Origin of the sequence: Subtercola vilae (assembly GCF_004923255.1) — a bacterium.
Classification (GTDB): domain Bacteria; phylum Actinomycetota; class Actinomycetes; order Actinomycetales; family Microbacteriaceae; genus Subtercola; species Subtercola vilae.
Genome location: NZ_QYRT01000026.1, coordinates 35156 through 51344, shown reverse-complemented (window position 1 = coordinate 51344; position 16189 = coordinate 35156). Strand labels below are relative to the sequence as shown.

Annotated in this window: 14 protein-coding genes; 11 read left to right on the top strand and 3 right to left on the bottom strand. The window is 65.1% G+C overall.

The genetic code is table 11. The features are described from left to right. The first annotated feature begins 77 nt into the window (after positions 1-77). Positions 78-752, top strand: coding sequence for an HNH endonuclease signature motif containing protein (locus D4765_RS20160; RefSeq protein WP_161580442.1), 675 nt, complete (start codon positions 78-80; stop codon positions 750-752). Positions 753-787: 35 nt separating this feature from the next. Here the strand turns inward: D4765_RS20160 and D4765_RS13020 are convergent, their stop codons facing one another. Beyond that, on the bottom strand, positions 788-2611 hold the full coding sequence (locus tag D4765_RS13020; protein ID WP_136642734.1) for an AMP-dependent synthetase/ligase: 1824 nt from the start codon (positions 2609-2611) through the stop codon (positions 788-790). An 82-nt stretch (positions 2612-2693) separates the two neighbouring features. On the opposite strand from D4765_RS13020, the gene D4765_RS13015 reads away from it, so the two are divergent. From D4765_RS13015 to D4765_RS13005, 3 genes are all read left to right on the top strand, one after another. Continuing rightward, a complete protein-coding gene (locus D4765_RS13015) occupies positions 2694-3641 on the top strand; it encodes an ROK family glucokinase (protein ID WP_136642733.1) in 948 nt (315 codons plus the stop codon). A gap of 64 nt (positions 3642-3705) precedes the next feature. Further along, complete coding sequence (locus D4765_RS13010) at positions 3706-4392, top strand: lysophospholipid acyltransferase family protein (RefSeq protein ID WP_136642732.1); 687 nt, start codon at positions 3706-3708, stop codon at positions 4390-4392. A gap of 113 nt (positions 4393-4505) precedes the next feature. Next, entirely contained in the window at positions 4506-5840 is a 1335-nt protein-coding gene (locus D4765_RS13005) for a class II 3-deoxy-7-phosphoheptulonate synthase (RefSeq protein WP_136642731.1), read from the top strand. A 100-nt stretch (positions 5841-5940) separates the two neighbouring features. On the opposite strand, the gene D4765_RS13000 is transcribed toward D4765_RS13005, so the two are convergent. Beyond that, positions 5941-8280 (bottom strand): protein kinase domain-containing protein, encoded by a 2340-nt coding sequence (locus tag D4765_RS13000; protein ID WP_476718329.1) that lies wholly within the window; start codon positions 8278-8280, stop codon positions 5941-5943. Between the two features lie 177 nt (positions 8281-8457). Between D4765_RS13000 and D4765_RS12995 the strand changes: the two genes are divergently transcribed. Beyond that, complete coding sequence (locus tag D4765_RS12995; protein ID WP_136642729.1) at positions 8458-8799, top strand: Rv2175c family DNA-binding protein; 342 nt, start codon at positions 8458-8460, stop codon at positions 8797-8799. 42 nt (positions 8800-8841) lie between these two features. Here the strand turns inward: D4765_RS12995 and D4765_RS12990 are convergent, their stop codons facing one another. Continuing rightward, on the bottom strand, positions 8842-9969 hold the full coding sequence (locus tag D4765_RS12990; protein WP_136642728.1) for a polyprenyl synthetase family protein: 1128 nt from the start codon (positions 9967-9969) through the stop codon (positions 8842-8844). A gap of 111 nt (positions 9970-10080) precedes the next feature. Between D4765_RS12990 and D4765_RS12985 the strand changes: the two genes are divergently transcribed. The 6 genes from D4765_RS12985 (at position 10081) to D4765_RS12960 (ending at position 16189) form a co-directional block, all read left to right on the top strand. Then, positions 10081-10464, top strand: coding sequence for a DUF3040 domain-containing protein (locus D4765_RS12985; protein ID WP_136642727.1), 384 nt, complete (start codon positions 10081-10083; stop codon positions 10462-10464). A gap of 168 nt (positions 10465-10632) precedes the next feature. Then, complete coding sequence (gene mraZ, locus D4765_RS12980; RefSeq protein ID WP_136642726.1) at positions 10633-11064, top strand: division/cell wall cluster transcriptional repressor MraZ; 432 nt, start codon at positions 10633-10635, stop codon at positions 11062-11064. Positions 11065-11185: 121 nt separating this feature from the next. After that, positions 11186-12163 (top strand): 16S rRNA (cytosine(1402)-N(4))-methyltransferase RsmH, encoded by a 978-nt coding sequence (gene rsmH / locus D4765_RS12975; protein ID WP_237280422.1) that lies wholly within the window; start codon positions 11186-11188, stop codon positions 12161-12163. After that, a complete protein-coding gene (ftsL, locus tag D4765_RS12970) occupies positions 12160-12840 on the top strand; it encodes a cell division protein FtsL (protein WP_136642724.1) in 681 nt (226 codons plus the stop codon). Before rsmH ends, ftsL begins: the two co-directional genes overlap by 4 nt. A gap of 30 nt (positions 12841-12870) precedes the next feature. Further along, positions 12871-14631 (top strand): peptidoglycan D,D-transpeptidase FtsI family protein, encoded by a 1761-nt coding sequence (locus tag D4765_RS12965; protein WP_136642723.1) that lies wholly within the window; start codon positions 12871-12873, stop codon positions 14629-14631. Positions 14632-14647: 16 nt separating this feature from the next. Next, entirely contained in the window at positions 14648-16189 is a 1542-nt protein-coding gene (locus D4765_RS12960; protein WP_136642722.1) for a Mur ligase family protein, read from the top strand.

Here is a 16189-nt window from a genome sequence, read left to right as displayed (position 1 = left end):
GTGAGCATTCAGGGGCAAGCCCGCAGGGCGCGGCAGCCCCCAACGAATGCCTCGGCCGACAGCCAGAGGATGGGTTGGTGGTCTCTGATGTGTTGACGAGGGATCGTCGTACGGGTGAGCAGTTCGTCTTCGACCGGTTCTATGACCTCCTGACCGTCGCGGCAGGCCTCACCGGTGCGCCGCGGATCAACGGGGCCGCCCCGGTGCTGAACATCCGGGTGGAACTTGACGACCTCGCCCAAGGGCATGGTGTGGGCTGGGTTGATGGGATTGTTGACCCGGTCCCGATGTCGAGTGTGGAACAGCTCCTCTGCCACGGCGACATCACGACCACCGTCTTCGGGCTGCACGGGGAAGTACTCCAGCACGGGAAAACGAAACGGCTCTTCACGACAGCGCAAAGGGCCGCTATGGCCGCGCGGGATGGTGGGTGTGTGTGGCCGGGCTGCGACCGGGGCCCGTCGTGGTGCGAAAGCCACCACGTCGATGATTGGAAACACCAAACGTATGCACCCGGCCGTACAGACATCGACAACGGGGCACTGCTGTGTCACTTCCACCACACACATGTGCATTCTTCTGAGTGGAAACTTGCCATGCAGAACGGCGTCCCGGTTTTGATCCCACCGAAAAGCATCGACTGGGAACAAACCCCACGACCCTGCTCCCAAATCAGATCACGAAGACGCGGACCTTTGCCCACAACACCATTACCGCCATGGGTCAGACAACCACGACCATACACAACCTGAGCACTATCGAGTCTGCCCAGCCACTCTGGCGTACCTCAGTGAACCAGCGACTGACCCGACGTCGTCGGCGCGCTCGAGTACATGCTCTCGATCGTCGGCGCGAAGTCTTTCATGATGACGCTGCGCTTGATGGTGAGCTTCGGCGTGAGGTGCCCGCTTTCTTCTGTCAGGTCAGACGAGAGCACGACAAACTTGCGAATCGACTCAGCGCGCGACACCTTCGTATTCGCCGCGTCGACGGCCCGCTGAATCTCGGCGAGCACCGCCGGGTTCTGCGATGCCTCTTCGAGCGTCATGTCGGCCTTCTGACCGTTGTTTCCGAGCCAGGTGGCCAACATTTCGGTGTCGAGCGTCACCAGAGCCGAGATGAACGGCTTCTGGTCACCCACCACGACGATCTGACCGACCAATGGGTTCGCGCGAATGGGGTCTTCGAGCACAGCAGGGGCCACATTCTTGCCGCCGGCCGTCACGATGATCTCCTTCTTGCGGCCCGTGATGGTCAAGAACCCGTCGTCGTCGAGCGCACCGAGGTCGCCGGTCTTGAACCACTCGCCGTCGAAGGCTTCGGCTGTGGCTTTCTCGTTCTTCCAATAGCCGGCGAACACGTTGATGCCAGCGACCTGAATTTCGCCGTCTTCAGCGATACGGATGCCCACCCCCGGCAGCGGCGGGCCGACAGTGTCGATCTTGAACTGCGACACCAGGTTCACACTGGCCGGCGCTGTGGTCTCGGTGAGGCCGTAGCCCTCGAGGATGGTGATGCCGAGCGAGCGGTAGAAGTGCCCGAGCCGGTGTCCGAGTGGAGCAGAGCCCGACACGGCGTACTTCGTGCGGCCACCGAGCGCAGCGCGAAGTTTCGAGTAGACCAGGCGATCGAAGAGTGCGAACTTGATCTTCAAGCCGAGCGGGATGTGTCCGGCATCCAGAGCCTCGGAGTGAGCGATGGCCACGTCGGCAGCCTGGCGGAAGATCTTGCCGCGGCCGTCGCCCTCAGCCTTCTGCTCAGACGAGTTGTAGACCTTCTCGAAGACCCGCGGTACCGCGAGCAAGAAGGTGGGCTTGAACGAACCGAGGGCGGGTAACAGCTGCTTGGTGTCGGCCTGGTGACCCACCTTGACTCCGGCGTGAACGCAGATGATGGCGATGAACCGCGCGAAGACGTGAGCTGTGGTGATGAACAACAGGGTGGATGCGCCGGGGTGAACCACATCACTGAGCTTCACCGCGGCGTTTCGGGCGAGCTCGACGAAGTTGGAGTGCGTGAGAATGCAGCCCTTCGGCCGGCCCATAGTGCCGGAGGTGTAGATGAGCGTGGCGAAGTCGCTGCCTTTGGCGAGGGTGCGGCGGCGCTCGACTTCGGCGTCGTCGACGCCTGCGCCGGCCGCGACCAGTTTGTCGAGGTCACCGAGGTCGATCTGCCACACCTTGGTAATAAGGGGAAGCTCGGGGTGAGCTTCGTCGAACCGGGCGAAGTGATCGGGCGTTTCGAGAATCACGGCCACGGCTTCGGAGTCGCTGAGGCTCCACTGCACCTGCGAGGGGGAGGAGGTCTCGTACACGGGTACGAGAACGGCCCCGGCGAACCAGGTGGCGAAGTCGATGAGGGTCCATTCGTACCTCGTACGGCACATGAGGCCGATCTTGTCGCCGGGCTCGATACCGGCCGCGATCAGACCTTTCGCGAGGGCCCGCACCTGGGCCAGAAACTCTGCACCGCTCACATCAGACCAGCCACTGCCGTTCGGCAGGGCGAACAGCGGCTCGTTCGGTGCCAGCGCAACACGCTTCACCAACAGGTCGGTGGCGTTGGCTTCGGGATCGGCCCCAACGACGGCTGGGGCGACAAACTGCTGCACGGCAACTCCTTCGGTTCCTTAAGCCTCGAGTCTATCGGCACCGCAATTCGACAGCGGGTCTGGCGCTTGGCAAGATGGCCTTGTGCATGCCATCGGAATCGACATTGGCGGAACCAAGATCGCAGGAGCCCTCGTTGACGAGCTGGGCACCATTATTCGCGCCGATCGCCAGCCGACCACTGCAAGCAACCCCCAGCTCATCGAAGACGCCGTCGTGGCCATGGTCGAACGCCTCTCTGAGGGCGTCGAGGTGGCAGCCGTCGGTGTTGCCGCGGCCGGCTTCATCGACGCGTCGCAGTCGATCGTCTACTACGCGCCCAACATCGCGTGGCGCAACGAGCCGTTTCGCGAGAAGCTGGAGCGTCGGCTAGGCCTCCACATCATCGTCGAGAATGACGCCAATGCCGCCGGCTGGGCCGAATTTCGGTTCGGCGCGGGCCGACTGGTCAGCGACATGGTCATCCTCACCATCGGCACCGGCGTCGGCGGCGCGATCGTCTCGGGCGACAAACTCTTTCGTGGGGGCTTCGGCGCTGCTGCCGAACTCGGGCACATGCGGGTCGTACCCGACGGTTTGCCCTGCGGCTGCGGGGCACGTGGATGCATCGAACAGTACGGCTCCGGCCGTGCACTGTTGCGCACCGCCAACGAACTGGCCGATGCCGGTGGAGTGGGTATCGGACTCGCCGACGTTCGCGCCCGGGTCGGAACCCTCTCCGGAATCGACGTGAGCACGCTCATCCAGTCGGGCGACCCAGGTGCACTTCTCGCCCTGCGCACGCTCGGGCATTGGCTCGGTCAGGCCTGCGCGAGTTTCGGAGCCGTACTCGACCCACAGCTGTTCGTGATCGGCGGCGGGGTGGCTCAAGCGGGAGACCTGCTGCTCGACCCTATTCGCCAGGCGTATCTCGATGTGCTTCCCGCTCGAGGCTTTCACCCTGAGCCCGAGTTTCGTATCGCCGAGCTCGTCAACGACGCCGGTGTGGTGGGTGCAGCCGATCTGGCCCGCATCTATGCCGAGTCGATCTAGACTCAGAACCACGGCACACCGTCGCACCACCGGAGAACCACTACTGCCCACGGCGAGGACAACGATGTTTTACTGGTTCATGAAGTACCTGGTGGCTGGCCCCATAGTGAAGGCCGTATTCCGCCCGTGGGTGCGCGGCGCCGAGAATATTCCGAAGACCGGCGGGGCCATTCTGGCCAGCAACCACCTGTCGTTCGCCGACTCTGTATTTCTTCCCCTGTCGATCGACAGGCGAGTCTCCTTTCTTGCGAAGAGCGAGTACTTCACAGGCAAGGGCCTCAAGGGTCGGTTGGTGAAACTGTTCTTCACTGCCACCGGCCAACTGCCGATCGACCGGTCAGGCGGCAAGGCCAGCGAGGCCTCGCTCAACACGGGCCTCGAGGTTCTGGGCCAGGGTGACCTGCTCGGCATCTACCCCGAAGGAACCCGCAGCCCCGACGGCAAGATGTACCGCGGGCGCACCGGCGTGGCACGCATGGTGCTCGAGGCGGGGGTGCCGATCATCCCGGTCGCCATGATCGATACCGAGAAAGTGATGTCTGTCGGCAAGGGCATCCGCATTCGCCGGGTTGGCATCGTGATCGGTGAGCCGTTAGATTTCTCTAGGTTCGAAGGCATGGAATCAGACCGATTCGTGCTTCGGAGCATCACCGACGAGATCATGTACGAGCTGCACCGCATCAGCGGTCAGGAATACTCAGACGTATATGCGACTTCGGTCAAGGAGAAGCGCGCGCGCGTCGCTCGCTAGCTCGATCTGGTTCGACTACAAGGGTCGATTCAGAAATTCTGTTCAAACGAAAACAATGGAAATGTGTTGCTGTGATAGATCTGTCTGAACGTGTCATCGAAGCGGAGCCTTCTGTGATTGACGGACTCGACTATTGGCGCACACTCGAGGCGAAGCAGCAGCCGACGTGGAATGACCGCTCGGCCGTCGAAGCCGCCTCTGCTCAGCTCTCTGTACTGCCTCCGCTGGTTTTCGCGGGCGAGGTCGACACGCTGCGCGAACGACTCGCCACCGCAGCATCCGGTAACGCATTTCTGCTTCAGGGCGGTGACTGCGCCGAGACTTTCGCCGGTGCGACCGCCGACCAGATTCGCAATCGCGTCAAGACCGTGCTGCAGATGGCCGTGGTTCTGACCTACGGCGCCTCGATGCCCGTCATCAAGATGGGCCGCATGGCCGGCCAGTTCGCCAAGCCGCGCTCGAGCGACACCGAGACCCGCAACGGCATCACCCTGCCCGCCTACCGCGGCGACATCGTGAATGGCTACGACTTCACACCCGAGTCGCGCGCCGCCGACCCCGCGCGCCTCGTCGCTGGGTACCACACGGCCGCGTCGACCCTCAACCTGATCCGCGCCTTCACACAGGGTGGGTTCGCCGACCTGCGTGAGGTGCACCACTGGAACAAGGGCTTCACCTCGAACCCCGCCAACGCGCGCTACGAAGACCTCGCACGCGAGATCGACCGCGCCATCCAATTCATGATCGCGTGCGGCGCCGACTTCGAGGCGCTGAAGCGCACCGAGTTCTACACCGCGCACGAGGCGCTGCTGTTCGACTACGAGCGACCCATGACGCGCATCGACTCGCGCACGGGTACCCCGTACAACACGTCGAGCCACTTCCAGTGGATCGGTGAGCGCACCCGCGATCTCGACGGTGCGCACGTCGACTTCCTGTCGCGCATCCGCAACCCCATCGGCATCAAGCTCGGCCCCTCGACGACCCCCGACGACATGTTGCGCCTCATCGACAAGCTCGACCCCGCGCGCGAGCCCGGTCGCATCACGTTCATCACGCGCATGGGTGCGGGCAAGATTCGGGATGCCCTCCCGCCCCTGCTCGAGGCCATCAAGGCATCCGATGCCACGCCGCTGTGGGTCACCGACCCGATGCACGGCAACGGGCTCACCACCCCGAACGGCTACAAGACCCGTCGTTTCGACGACGTGGTCGACGAGGTCAAGGGCTTCTTCGAGGCGCACCGCGCGGTCGGAACCCACCCGGGCGGTATTCACGTCGAGCTCACGGGCGACGACGTCACCGAGTGCCTCGGCGGTTCGGAGCACATCGATGAGCACACGCTCGAGTCGCGCTACGAGTCGCTCTGCGATCCTCGCCTCAACCACATGCAGTCGCTCGAGCTGGCCTTCCTGGTAGCCGAAGAACTGCGAAACGCCAAGCAGTAGTAGCACGCTGGCCGGCTGCCGGCTGTTGGCTGCTGGCCGGATGGGCGCATGGGCCGAAGGGGCGGCGGGTTGCTGACTGGTCGGCAGCTGAGGCCGGCGGTCAGAAGCCGCTGAAGCTGACGGTGATCTTGCTACCGCGGGGGAGTGAGGTGCCGGCGACGGGGTCGGTTGCACGCACGGTGAAGGCGGAGGGTGCCAGATCGGCGAGGCCGTTATAGGCGAGGGTGAAGCCGGCGGCCTGCAGTGCCGCCTTCGCGTCGCTCCACGACTTGCTCGTCACGTCGGGCACGGGAACCGGCGCGGGCCCCTTCGACACTTCGAGCGTGACCGTCGCACCGACCGGAGTCGGGTCGGCCGGCAGCGCGTACGAGATGACCACGCCGGTCGGCACGGTCTCGCTGTAGCTCTCGGTCGCCACCGAACTCGCCAGCCCGGCCGCGACGAGTGCCGCATTCGCGTCAGCAGACGACTTGCCCACGGTGTTCGGTACAGACCCGAGCGACACCATGAACGTGACAGGGCGTTGCTCGGCGTAGGTCGGCCCCAGCGGCTGCCCGTCTGCACCGAGTACCTGCATGACGGTGCCCGTGTCGTTCTTCGACGAGAATTCGGTCTGCGACGGGGCAAGGGTGAAGCCCGCGTCTTTCACGGCCTGGCCCGCAGCGGCTTCGGCCTGCCCGACCAAGTTCGGCGGCACGGGTAGCTGCGCCGGGCCGGTCGACACGATGACGGTGATGTTCGATCCGTTCAGAACCATGGCCCCGCCGCTCGGGTCGCTGCCGATGACAGTTCCCGCTGGCACGGTGGGGTTCGTCGCCGAGCCCTGACTCACCTGCAGTCCCACACCCGTGAGTGCCGCTGATGCCTGGTCGGGCGTGAGCCCCGCCACCGACGGAACGCCGAGCTGGCCGCCGGGGCCCGAACTGAAGTACCACCCGGTTCCGCCAGAGGCCGCGGCGATCAACAGCACCAGCGCCACGATCCACCAGCCGCGCCGACGCCGCTTCGAACTGCGGGCGGCGAGCTTCTCAACAGGCCCGGCCGGCCGTGTCGCCACCGCGATACCGTGCCCGCTGCCGTCGTTCGAGCCGCTGCCGTCGTTGTTGTCGAACCCCGCGTCATAGTCGTGGGGGTAGCCCGGTGCGCCCGGGGCTCCGGATGCCCCACCACGCTCCGACGAACCGATCAGCCCGGTCGACCCGAACTTCGTCGTCTCGCCCGTAATCGCCGGCATCGCCGCAAACCCAGTGCCGCCCGCAAACCCCGTAGCGCCCGCAACACCCGTACCAGCCAGCTGGCTCGCGCCCGGAGCGATCCTGGTCGAACCAGCGCCAGCGGCTGCGCCAAAACCGGCCGCGCCGGCAATGCCAGCCGCACTGGCCAGACCCGCCGCATCCGCCGCAGCACGCTTGCGCTCGGCTCGCCGAACCTTTGCCGGGCGACGCAGAACCTGTGTCTCGCCTTCGTCTTCACCCTGGGCATCCGCGCTGGCCGCATCGAAGCCGCCGCCAGCAGCACCAGCAGCAGCACCAACACCGTTGACCTCGAACATCGATTTCGGCAGCACCGCCGTCTCGAGCGCCGACGCCCGCAGCATCTGCGCCGTCGCGCGAATCGACGCGGTCGCCACCGCCTCGGCCTCGAGCAGCCGGTCGAGCATCACCCGCGCATCGTATGGTCGTTCGTTGGGGTCGCGCGACGTGGCCCACGTGACCAACTCGTCGACCTCCGGCGGAATCGACGGGTTCGCGATACTCGGCGCCGGAACCGTCTCATTCGCGTGCTGAAAGGCGATCTGCATGGGCTGTTCACCCTTGTACGGCTGCTCACCGACGAGCATCTCGTACATCATGATTCCGGTGGCATAGATGTCGCTGCGGGCATCTGCCACTCCGCGCGTCAGAAGTTCGGGGGAGAGGTACGCGATCGTACCGAGCAGGGCCTGGCCGGTCGCCGTGTTCGCCGAGGCCGCCCGCGCCAGACCGAAGTCACCGATCTTGATGCGCCCGTCGTCGGCCAGCAGCACGTTCTCTGGTTTCACGTCGCGATGCACGATGCCCGCCTTGTGCGCAGCCGCCAGCCCGCCGAGCACCGCCTCCATGATGTCGAGCGTCTGCTCGGTGGTGAGCCGGCCGTAGTCTTTCAGCAGGTCGCGCAGCGTCATGCCGGGCAGGTACTCCATGACCATGTAGGCCATCTCGCTGTCTTGCCCCTGGTCGAACACACTGACCACGTTCGGATGCGCGAGCCGAGCAGCCGATCGCGCCTCCTGCACGAACCGCTCGCGAAACGCATCGTCGTCGGCGAGGTGCCCGTGCATGATCTTGATGGCGACCCGGCGGTCGAGCCGCAGGTCGTTCGCCACGTAGACCGTGGCCATGCCGCCCCGGGCTATGCGCGAGTGCACCTCGTAGCGGCCGTCGATGAGACGGTCGATCATGGGGTCGGCAGGCGCGCTGGTCACGTGCTGATTCTAAATTGCCGAGACCGGGTAAGCCGGTATAGACACTGGGAAGCCGGTGGTGACATCTCTCGATTCGACATGACAGTTCCCGGCGCAACCCGTCGAAACACGCCGGATTGTCGCTGAAGGCACGCGACATGGCAGTCTTGTCGTGTGAGTGAAACTTCTTCGGCCAGAAATTGGCTTTCCATTACCGACCTGTCTGACCGGCTGGGCATCACCCCGAGCAAAGTGCGCAAGCTCATCGAAGAGGGCGCGCTGCTGGCTGTTCGCCGCGACGGCGTGCTGAGCGTGCCCGACGTCTTCATCGCCGGTGACCTGCCGCTCAGCGAGCTGAAGGGCACCATCGTCGTGTTGGGCGACAGCGGCTTCTCGAACGACGAGATGATGACGTGGATGCTCGAGCCCGAAGACTCGCTCGGTGCAGCCCCCATCGATGCACTGCTCGCGGGCCGCAAGGCCGAGGTTCGCCGCATCGCCCAGGCGCTCGGATAGAACCTTCCGGCCGAACGGCCCACCGGCCCAACGGCCGAACAGTCAGGCGTCGCGCTGTGTGATCAGCGTGGCGAGGTTCGCCAGCTCGATCTTCGACTCCTCGCCGAGCTTCGACGCGGCCAGCGCGTGAAGAGCGTTCTCTGCGTGTTGGCTGATCAGCGCCTCGACGCGATCGGCCGCCCCACTGTTCGAGATGGTGGCCTGCAGCATGCTGATCTGCTCGGCATCGAGCTCGGGGTCTCCGAGCAGTTCGTCGAACAACCGTCGGCTGCCGGGTGACAGCGTCTCGCGGGTCAGCGCAACCAGAACGGTGCGCTTGCCCTCGCGCAAGTCGTCGCCGCTGGGTTTGCCGGTTCGCTCTGCGTCGCCGAAGACGCCCAGCAGGTCATCCCGAAGCTGAAACGCAATGCCGAGCGGCAGACCAAAGGCCCGAAGCGCCGCAACGTGTTCGTCGCCCGCCCCGTGCAGCCGAGCACCGAGCACGAGGGGCGCTTCGACGCTGTACTTTGCCGACTTGTACACGATGACGCGCTCAGCCCGAGCGAGCAGCTCATTCTCGGCCACCACAGGCCAGGCACCCTCTTCGAGAATGTCGAGGTACTGCCCCAGCGTCACCTCGGTGCGCATGCGGTTGAACTCGAGGCGAGCGGCTCTGGATGCCCGGGGGTCGCTGAGCATCTCAAGTGCCTGCCCCACCAGCTCGTCGCTGAAGGCCAGCAGAAGGTCGCCCATCAGAATGGCACTGGCTCGGCCGTAGTCGCTGGCGTTTCCCGTGAAGGAGCTATTCGCGTGCAGCGCTTCGAACCGTCGATGCGCGGCGGGCATGCCCCGGCGAGTGTCGGAGTTGTCGATGATGTCGTCGTGCACCAACGCGGCCGCGTGAAAGAACTCGAGCGCCGTGCAGAGTTCGACGAGGGCCCCGAACTCAGCCTTCGCTTTCGGGCCCGATTCCACCCCTGAATCGGGCACAAGATCGGCGTCGGAAACCGCCCGCCAGCCCCAATAGCAGAACTGCGCGCGAAACCGTTTGCCGCCCCTGAGAAGATCCCGCGAGAATTCGGCAAAAGGCGCGAGATCTGGCGCGATTGCGACGAGAATAGGAGCACGGTCTGCGACAAAGCTTGCGATGTTAGAGTCGACGAGCGAGGTCAGGTGTGTACTTTGAGTCACACGCCTAGCCTAGCTACAGACCAAGCAGTAACATTTTGTGGCGCAGTACTATTTGAAGGGCGCGAAGGCCGTGTGTCAGCACGGTCTCTCCCGAACCTGAGGTGAAGAGAAATGCCGCTTTCGGAGCAAGAGCAGAAGCTCCTCGATGAGATGGAGCGCAGCCTCTATCACAACGATGCCGATTTCGTGTCGGCCGTCGGTGCCGGTCGGGGTCGCCTGAATTACGGGTCGCTGGTTCTCGGCGTGCTGCTGGCCATTGTGGGCCTGGGCGTCGTCATCGTGGGTGTCGTGATTCACGTACCCCTGGTCGGCATCCTCGGCTTCGCCCTCATGTTCACGGGTGTACTCGTGGCGCTTCGACCGAGCCGCGGTCTCGGCCGCATGGGCCGCTCGAGCGCCCGTTCGGCAAGGTCGCCGGGTTCGCCGCAGAACAGGGCCGGCTTCATGGATCGACTGAACGATCGCTGGGACAACCGCGACGAGAAGAACGAGTAACAACAACAGAGACTTTCGAAAAAGGCCAACCCTCGGGTTGGCCTTTTTTTGTGCCCAAAAGGGAGGCGCGGGGAACTTGGTGGAGGAATAAACCACCAATGTGGGGTGAAGTGGAGTAAAGTGGAGGAACACCCGCAGTCTGGCCGGAAATGAGGGGGAGTAAGGAGCATGTTCCTTGGTACCTACACCCCCAAACTCGACGACAAAGGCCGCGTCATCCTGCCAGCGAAGTTTCGAGACGAACTCTCGAGCGGCGTCGTGATGACCCGGGGCCAGGAGCACTGCATCTACGTGTTCAGCACGCGTGAATTCGAGACTTTGCACGAAAAGATCCGCGAAGCTCCCGTGACCAGCAAGCAGGCACGTGACTACCTCCGTGTCTTCCTGTCTGGCGCGAGTGCGGAAAACCCCGACAGCCAGCACCGGGTCACTGTGCCGGCACCACTTCGCAGCTACGCCGGCCTCGATCGCGACCTCGTCGTCATCGGTGCGGGCAGCCGCGCCGAGATCTGGGACGCCGAGGCGTGGGAGACCTACCTCGCGGCCCAGGAGGCCGCATTCGCCGACACCTCTGAGGAGGTGATCCCGGGCCTCTTCTGACGACCTCGTTGCCTGTGACTCCCAGCCGTTCGCCCTGACACACTTCCCCGGTGCCAGGTCGAAGCGGGTGGGGATCAGGGGCAACGAATCCCAGATCTCCCTCTTACATATGAACGATGAAATGCACACAGACCCAATCGCCGAGACCGAGACGAACAAGATCCACGTTCCGGTCATGCTCGAGCGCTCGATCGAGCTGCTGGCGCCGGCCCTCAGCCAGCCCGGGGCGATTCTGGTCGATGCCACGCTCGGCCTGGGCGGGCACGCCGAGAACTTCCTCAGCCGTTTTCCCGGCCTCACCCTCGTGGGGCTCGACCGCGACCCCGAGGCGCTGAAGCTAGCGGGCGCACGGCTTGCCCCCTTTGGCGAGCGGGCTCAGCTCGTGCACTGTGTCTACGATGAGATTCAGGATGCCCTGCGGAGCCTCGGCCACGCCGAAGCCCATGGCATCCTCTTCGACCTCGGTGTCTCCTCGATGCAGCTCGATCGTGCCGAGCGCGGTTTCGCCTACTCGAAAGACGCCCCGCTCGACATGCGTATGGACGGCACGGCAGACGTCACCGCCGAGCAGATTCTGGCCGATTACTCGGAGGGCGAGCTTCGCCGCATCTTCTGGGAGTACGGCGAAGAACGCCTCGCTTCGCGCTACGCCAAGCGCATCGTGGAGCGTCGCGCTGACACGCGGCTGGTTCGCTCGGCTCAGCTCGTCGACCTCATCCAGCGGGCCACTCCTGCGGCCCTCGCCCGCCAGGGCCACCCGGCCAAGCGGGTCTTCCAGGCGCTTCGCATCGAGGTGAACCAGGAGCTGGTCGCGCTCGAGAACGCGATTCCCCGCGCCATCGAGTCTCTCGCCCTGCACGGCCGCATGGTCGTGCTGTCGTACCAGTCGCTCGAAGACCGCATCGTGAAGCGCGCCTTCGCCGCCGCCTCCACCTCGAGTACGCCCCAGGGCCTGCCCGTCGAACTGCCCGAACACCAGCCGCAGCTGAAGCTGCTCGTTCGCGGGGCCGAGCTGGCCACCGATGACGAGAAGGCAGCCAACCCCCGATCAACCCCCGTGCGCCTGCGCGCGGCCGAGCGAGTGAGAGTCGCATCATGACCAACCTGGCCCCCGCCTACAGCCCTACGATTGCGCCGTCAGACAGCCCCGAGCTCGACCCGTTCGACGACTTTCCGGCACCCAGCTGGGCCCCGAGCTGGGCCCCCGGCCACACGCCGGGCACCCGCCCGGGCATCCGGTCGACCCTGACTCTGGCCGGCAATGGCGTGCTTCGTCGCCGCAAGCCGAAGCTCGCCTACGCCGCCGTCGTGATCGTGGGCGTGATGGCCATCGTCGTGACCCAGCTGCTGCTCAGCATCGGGCTCTCGAACGGCGCGTACCAGATCGAGTCGCTGCAGTCGACGCAGAAAGACCTCGGTCGCTCGAACGAGTCACTGAGCGAGAAGATCGACTCGCTCTCGTCACCCCAGAACCTCGCGGCCAGCGCCGAGTCGCTCGGCATGGTCTCGAACGTGAACCCGGTGTACCTGCGGCTCTCCGACGGCGCCGTTCTCGGCACACCCAAGAAGGCGCAGGCTTCGGCTGGCTCGCTCACGGGCGGGCAGTCGTCGCTCACTCCGAACGCCGCGATCGCGGGCGCAGCTGCAGCCGGCCAGCCGGCGACCCCTACCGCCGCCGCGGGCGCGGCAGCGGTCACTCCGAGCGCGCCTCCCGCCGCAGCGGCCGCGGCAACAGTACCGTGGACGGGTGAGTTGCCCTCGCCGACAACACACTGATCTTCACCGCCCCACAACGAAAGTGCATTCGTGACCAGTAGACGTTCCACACGAAACCGCATCGCTGTCGCCATCGTTGTGATCACCGCGGTGGTCGCTGTTCTGGTGGTCAAGCTCGTCGACATCCAGGTGGTGCAGGCCAGCTCGCTGAATGCCCAGGCATACGACAAACTCTCGGTGGGGCAGACGCTCTACGGGGCGCGGGGCGATATCGTCGATTCCACCGGAACAGTGCTGGCCACCACGGTCATCCGGTACGACGTCACGGCATCGCCTAAAGACGTTGCAGACTTCACTCAGACCGTCAACGGCGCTGCGGTCGACGTGACACCCCTGCAGGCCGCCGGCCAGATCGGCGCGATCACCGGGCAGAGCGCGACCGATGTGTACGCACTGCTGACGGCCGATCCGTCGTCGGGCTACGCGCTCATCATCAAGGCCATCGACCTCGACAAGTACAACGCCATCAGGGCTCTCAGCATCCCGTGGCTGCAGTACCAGACCAACCCCCAGCGGGTCTATCCCAACGGCAGCGTCGGTGGCAACCTCGTGGGTTACCTCGGTGCCGACAGCTCCACCAACGGCGGCCTTGAAGCCAAAGAGAATCAGTGCCTCACCGGCTCAGACGGCTCGCAGACCTACGAGAAAGGCGCCGACGGGGTGGCGATTCCGAACACCCTCGTCGTCGACAAGGCGCCCGTCACCGGCGGTACCGTGATGACCACCATCGACAGCGACCTGCAGTACTACTCGCAGCAGGTGCTCGCCCAGCAGGTGACGTCCACGAAGGCCGAGTGGGGCAGCGTGGTCGTCGAAGAAGTGAAGACGGGCAAGCTGCTGGCCGTGGCGCAGTACCCCACCCCCGACCCGAACAACCTCGACGCCACCGACCCGCACTTCTGGGGCGCCACGGCGTTCAGCGACCCGTTCGAACCGGGCTCCACGTTCAAGGCCGAGTCGGCCGCGGCACTGATCGACGCCGGTAAGGCGACCCCGGCCACCCAAGTGCTCGTTCCCTACCGCTACAAAGCGCCGGGCGGCTCGGTCATCACTGACTCGGAGAACCACGACCCCGCCCAGTGGACCCTGACCGGCGTGATTCAGGAGTCGTCGAACGTCGGTATCTCCATTCTCAGTGCCATGCTCACCACGCAGCAGCGCTACGACTACATGAAGAAGTTCCACCTCGGAGAGAAGACCGAGGTCAACTTTCCCGGCGAGTCGGAAGGCATTCTGGGCGATCCGAGCCAGTGGGGTGAGCAGACCCTCTACAACAGCTCATTCGGCCAGGGTGTCACCACCACGGCGGCACAGATCGCGAGCATCTACCAGACCCTCGGCAACGGCGGCGTGCGCCTGCCGGTGAGCCTCGTCTCGGGTTGCAAGGCCGCCGACGGCTCCGTGAGCGAACAGCCCTCAACCCAGGGCGAACAGGTCATCTCCTCCGACGCGGCGCAGCAGACAGTGAACATGATGCAGAGCGTGGTGACCGGTGGATACGCCGCAAGCCTGCTGAAGATTCCGGGCTACAACGTGGCAGCCAAGACGGGCACCGCTGAGGTCAGCAATGGCCAGGGTGCGTACGGTGGCGGGTACCTCACCAGCGTCGCGGGCCTGGCTCCGGCCGAGGCCCCGCAGTACGTCGTTTCGGTCAACCTCATGAAGCCGGTTACCATTGAAGACGGTTCTGCCGCCGCCCCTGTCTTTCAGAAGATCATGTCGCAGGTTCTGCAGAAGTACCGAGTGCTGCCGTCAACGACGCCAGCCGTCAACTACCCGACAAGCTATTAAGAAGACAAGGAGCCAGGTGACGACAGGGGTTTCTCCCAGGCTGCGGCCTTCGCACCCCGACGCTCGTCTGGTGACCGATCTGGTTTCGCAGTTCGGGCTCGAGGTGCGCGGCTCGGTCGACGGCCTCGAGATCACGGGCATCACGCTCTCATCGAAGACCGTCGAACCGGGTGACCTCTACGTGGGGCTCGCCGGTGTGCACGCGCACGGGGCGCAGTACGTCGACGACGCGAAGGCGAAGGGTGCCATTGCCGTCGTGACGGATGCCCGGGGGGCAACGCTGGCCGCCCGCTCGGGTCTGCCCGTGCTGGTCACCGCCGACCCGCGCGCCGCCCTCGGAGCCCTCTCTGCCTGGGTCTACCGCACGACCGAGAACACACCAACGCTCTTCGGCGTCACCGGAACCAACGGCAAGACCTCGGTCGCCTACATCCTCGAGGCCGTCCTCCGTCAACTCGGCGTGCTCGCCGGGCTCAGCACCACAGCAGAGCGCCGCATCGGCGACCTCGCCGTGACGAGTGCCCTCACCACCCCCGAGGCGACTGAGGTGCACGGACTGCTGGCCCGCATGCAGGAGGCCGAGGCCGAGGCCGTCATCATCGAGGTGTCGGCTCAGGCGCTGACCCGCCACCGCGTCGACGGCATCGTCTTCGACGTGGTCGGGTTCACGAACCTCACACACGACCACCTCGACGACTACAAAACGATGCAGGCCTACTTCGAGGCGAAGATGCCGCTGTTCACCACCGAACGTGCCCGCCGCGGCGTGATCATCACCGACGCGGAGTGGGGTGTGAAGCTGTCTCGCGCCGCGACGGTGCCGGTCACGACCGTCTCGACCTATCCCGGCCGCCCGGCTGACTGGTACGCAGCGATTCTTCGCGAGAGCATGGACGAGACGCGGTTCATTCTGAACGGTCCCGACAATCAGAGCATCACCACGAGCATCCCGGTTCTGGGTCGGCACATGGCCGAGAACGCAGCCCTCGCGCTCGTGATGCTCGTCGAGTCGGGCATCGAGCTGTCGGCCATTGCGGCCGTGCTCGAGCGCGACGGCGGCATCGATGTGTACATTCCGGGCCGGGCCGAGCGCATCGCCAACTCGGGGCCCGCCGTTTTCATCGACTACGGGCACAGCCCCGACGCCTTTACCAGCACCCTCGATTCGCTTCGGCGCGTCACCGATGGCCGCATCATCATGCTGTTCGGTGCCGACGGTGACCGCGACCCGAGCAAGCGCGAAGAGATGGGCCAGATCGCGGCACGGCTCGCCGACGTTGTGGTCATCACCGACTTTCACCCGCGCACCGAAGACCCTGCGGCCATTCGCCGCGTGCTGGTCGATGCGGCCCGGGCTGCTGTGCCGTCGCGCGAACTGTATGAAGTCGCCGACCCCCGGAAGGCACTTCGACAGGCCCTGTCGGTTGCGACACCCGACGACGCGATTCTGTACGCGGGGCCGGGCCACGAGGATTACCACGAGGTGGCGGGCGAACACCTGCCCTACTCAGCACGAGACGACGCGCGACTCGCGCTTCACGAATTTGGATGGCTCTGA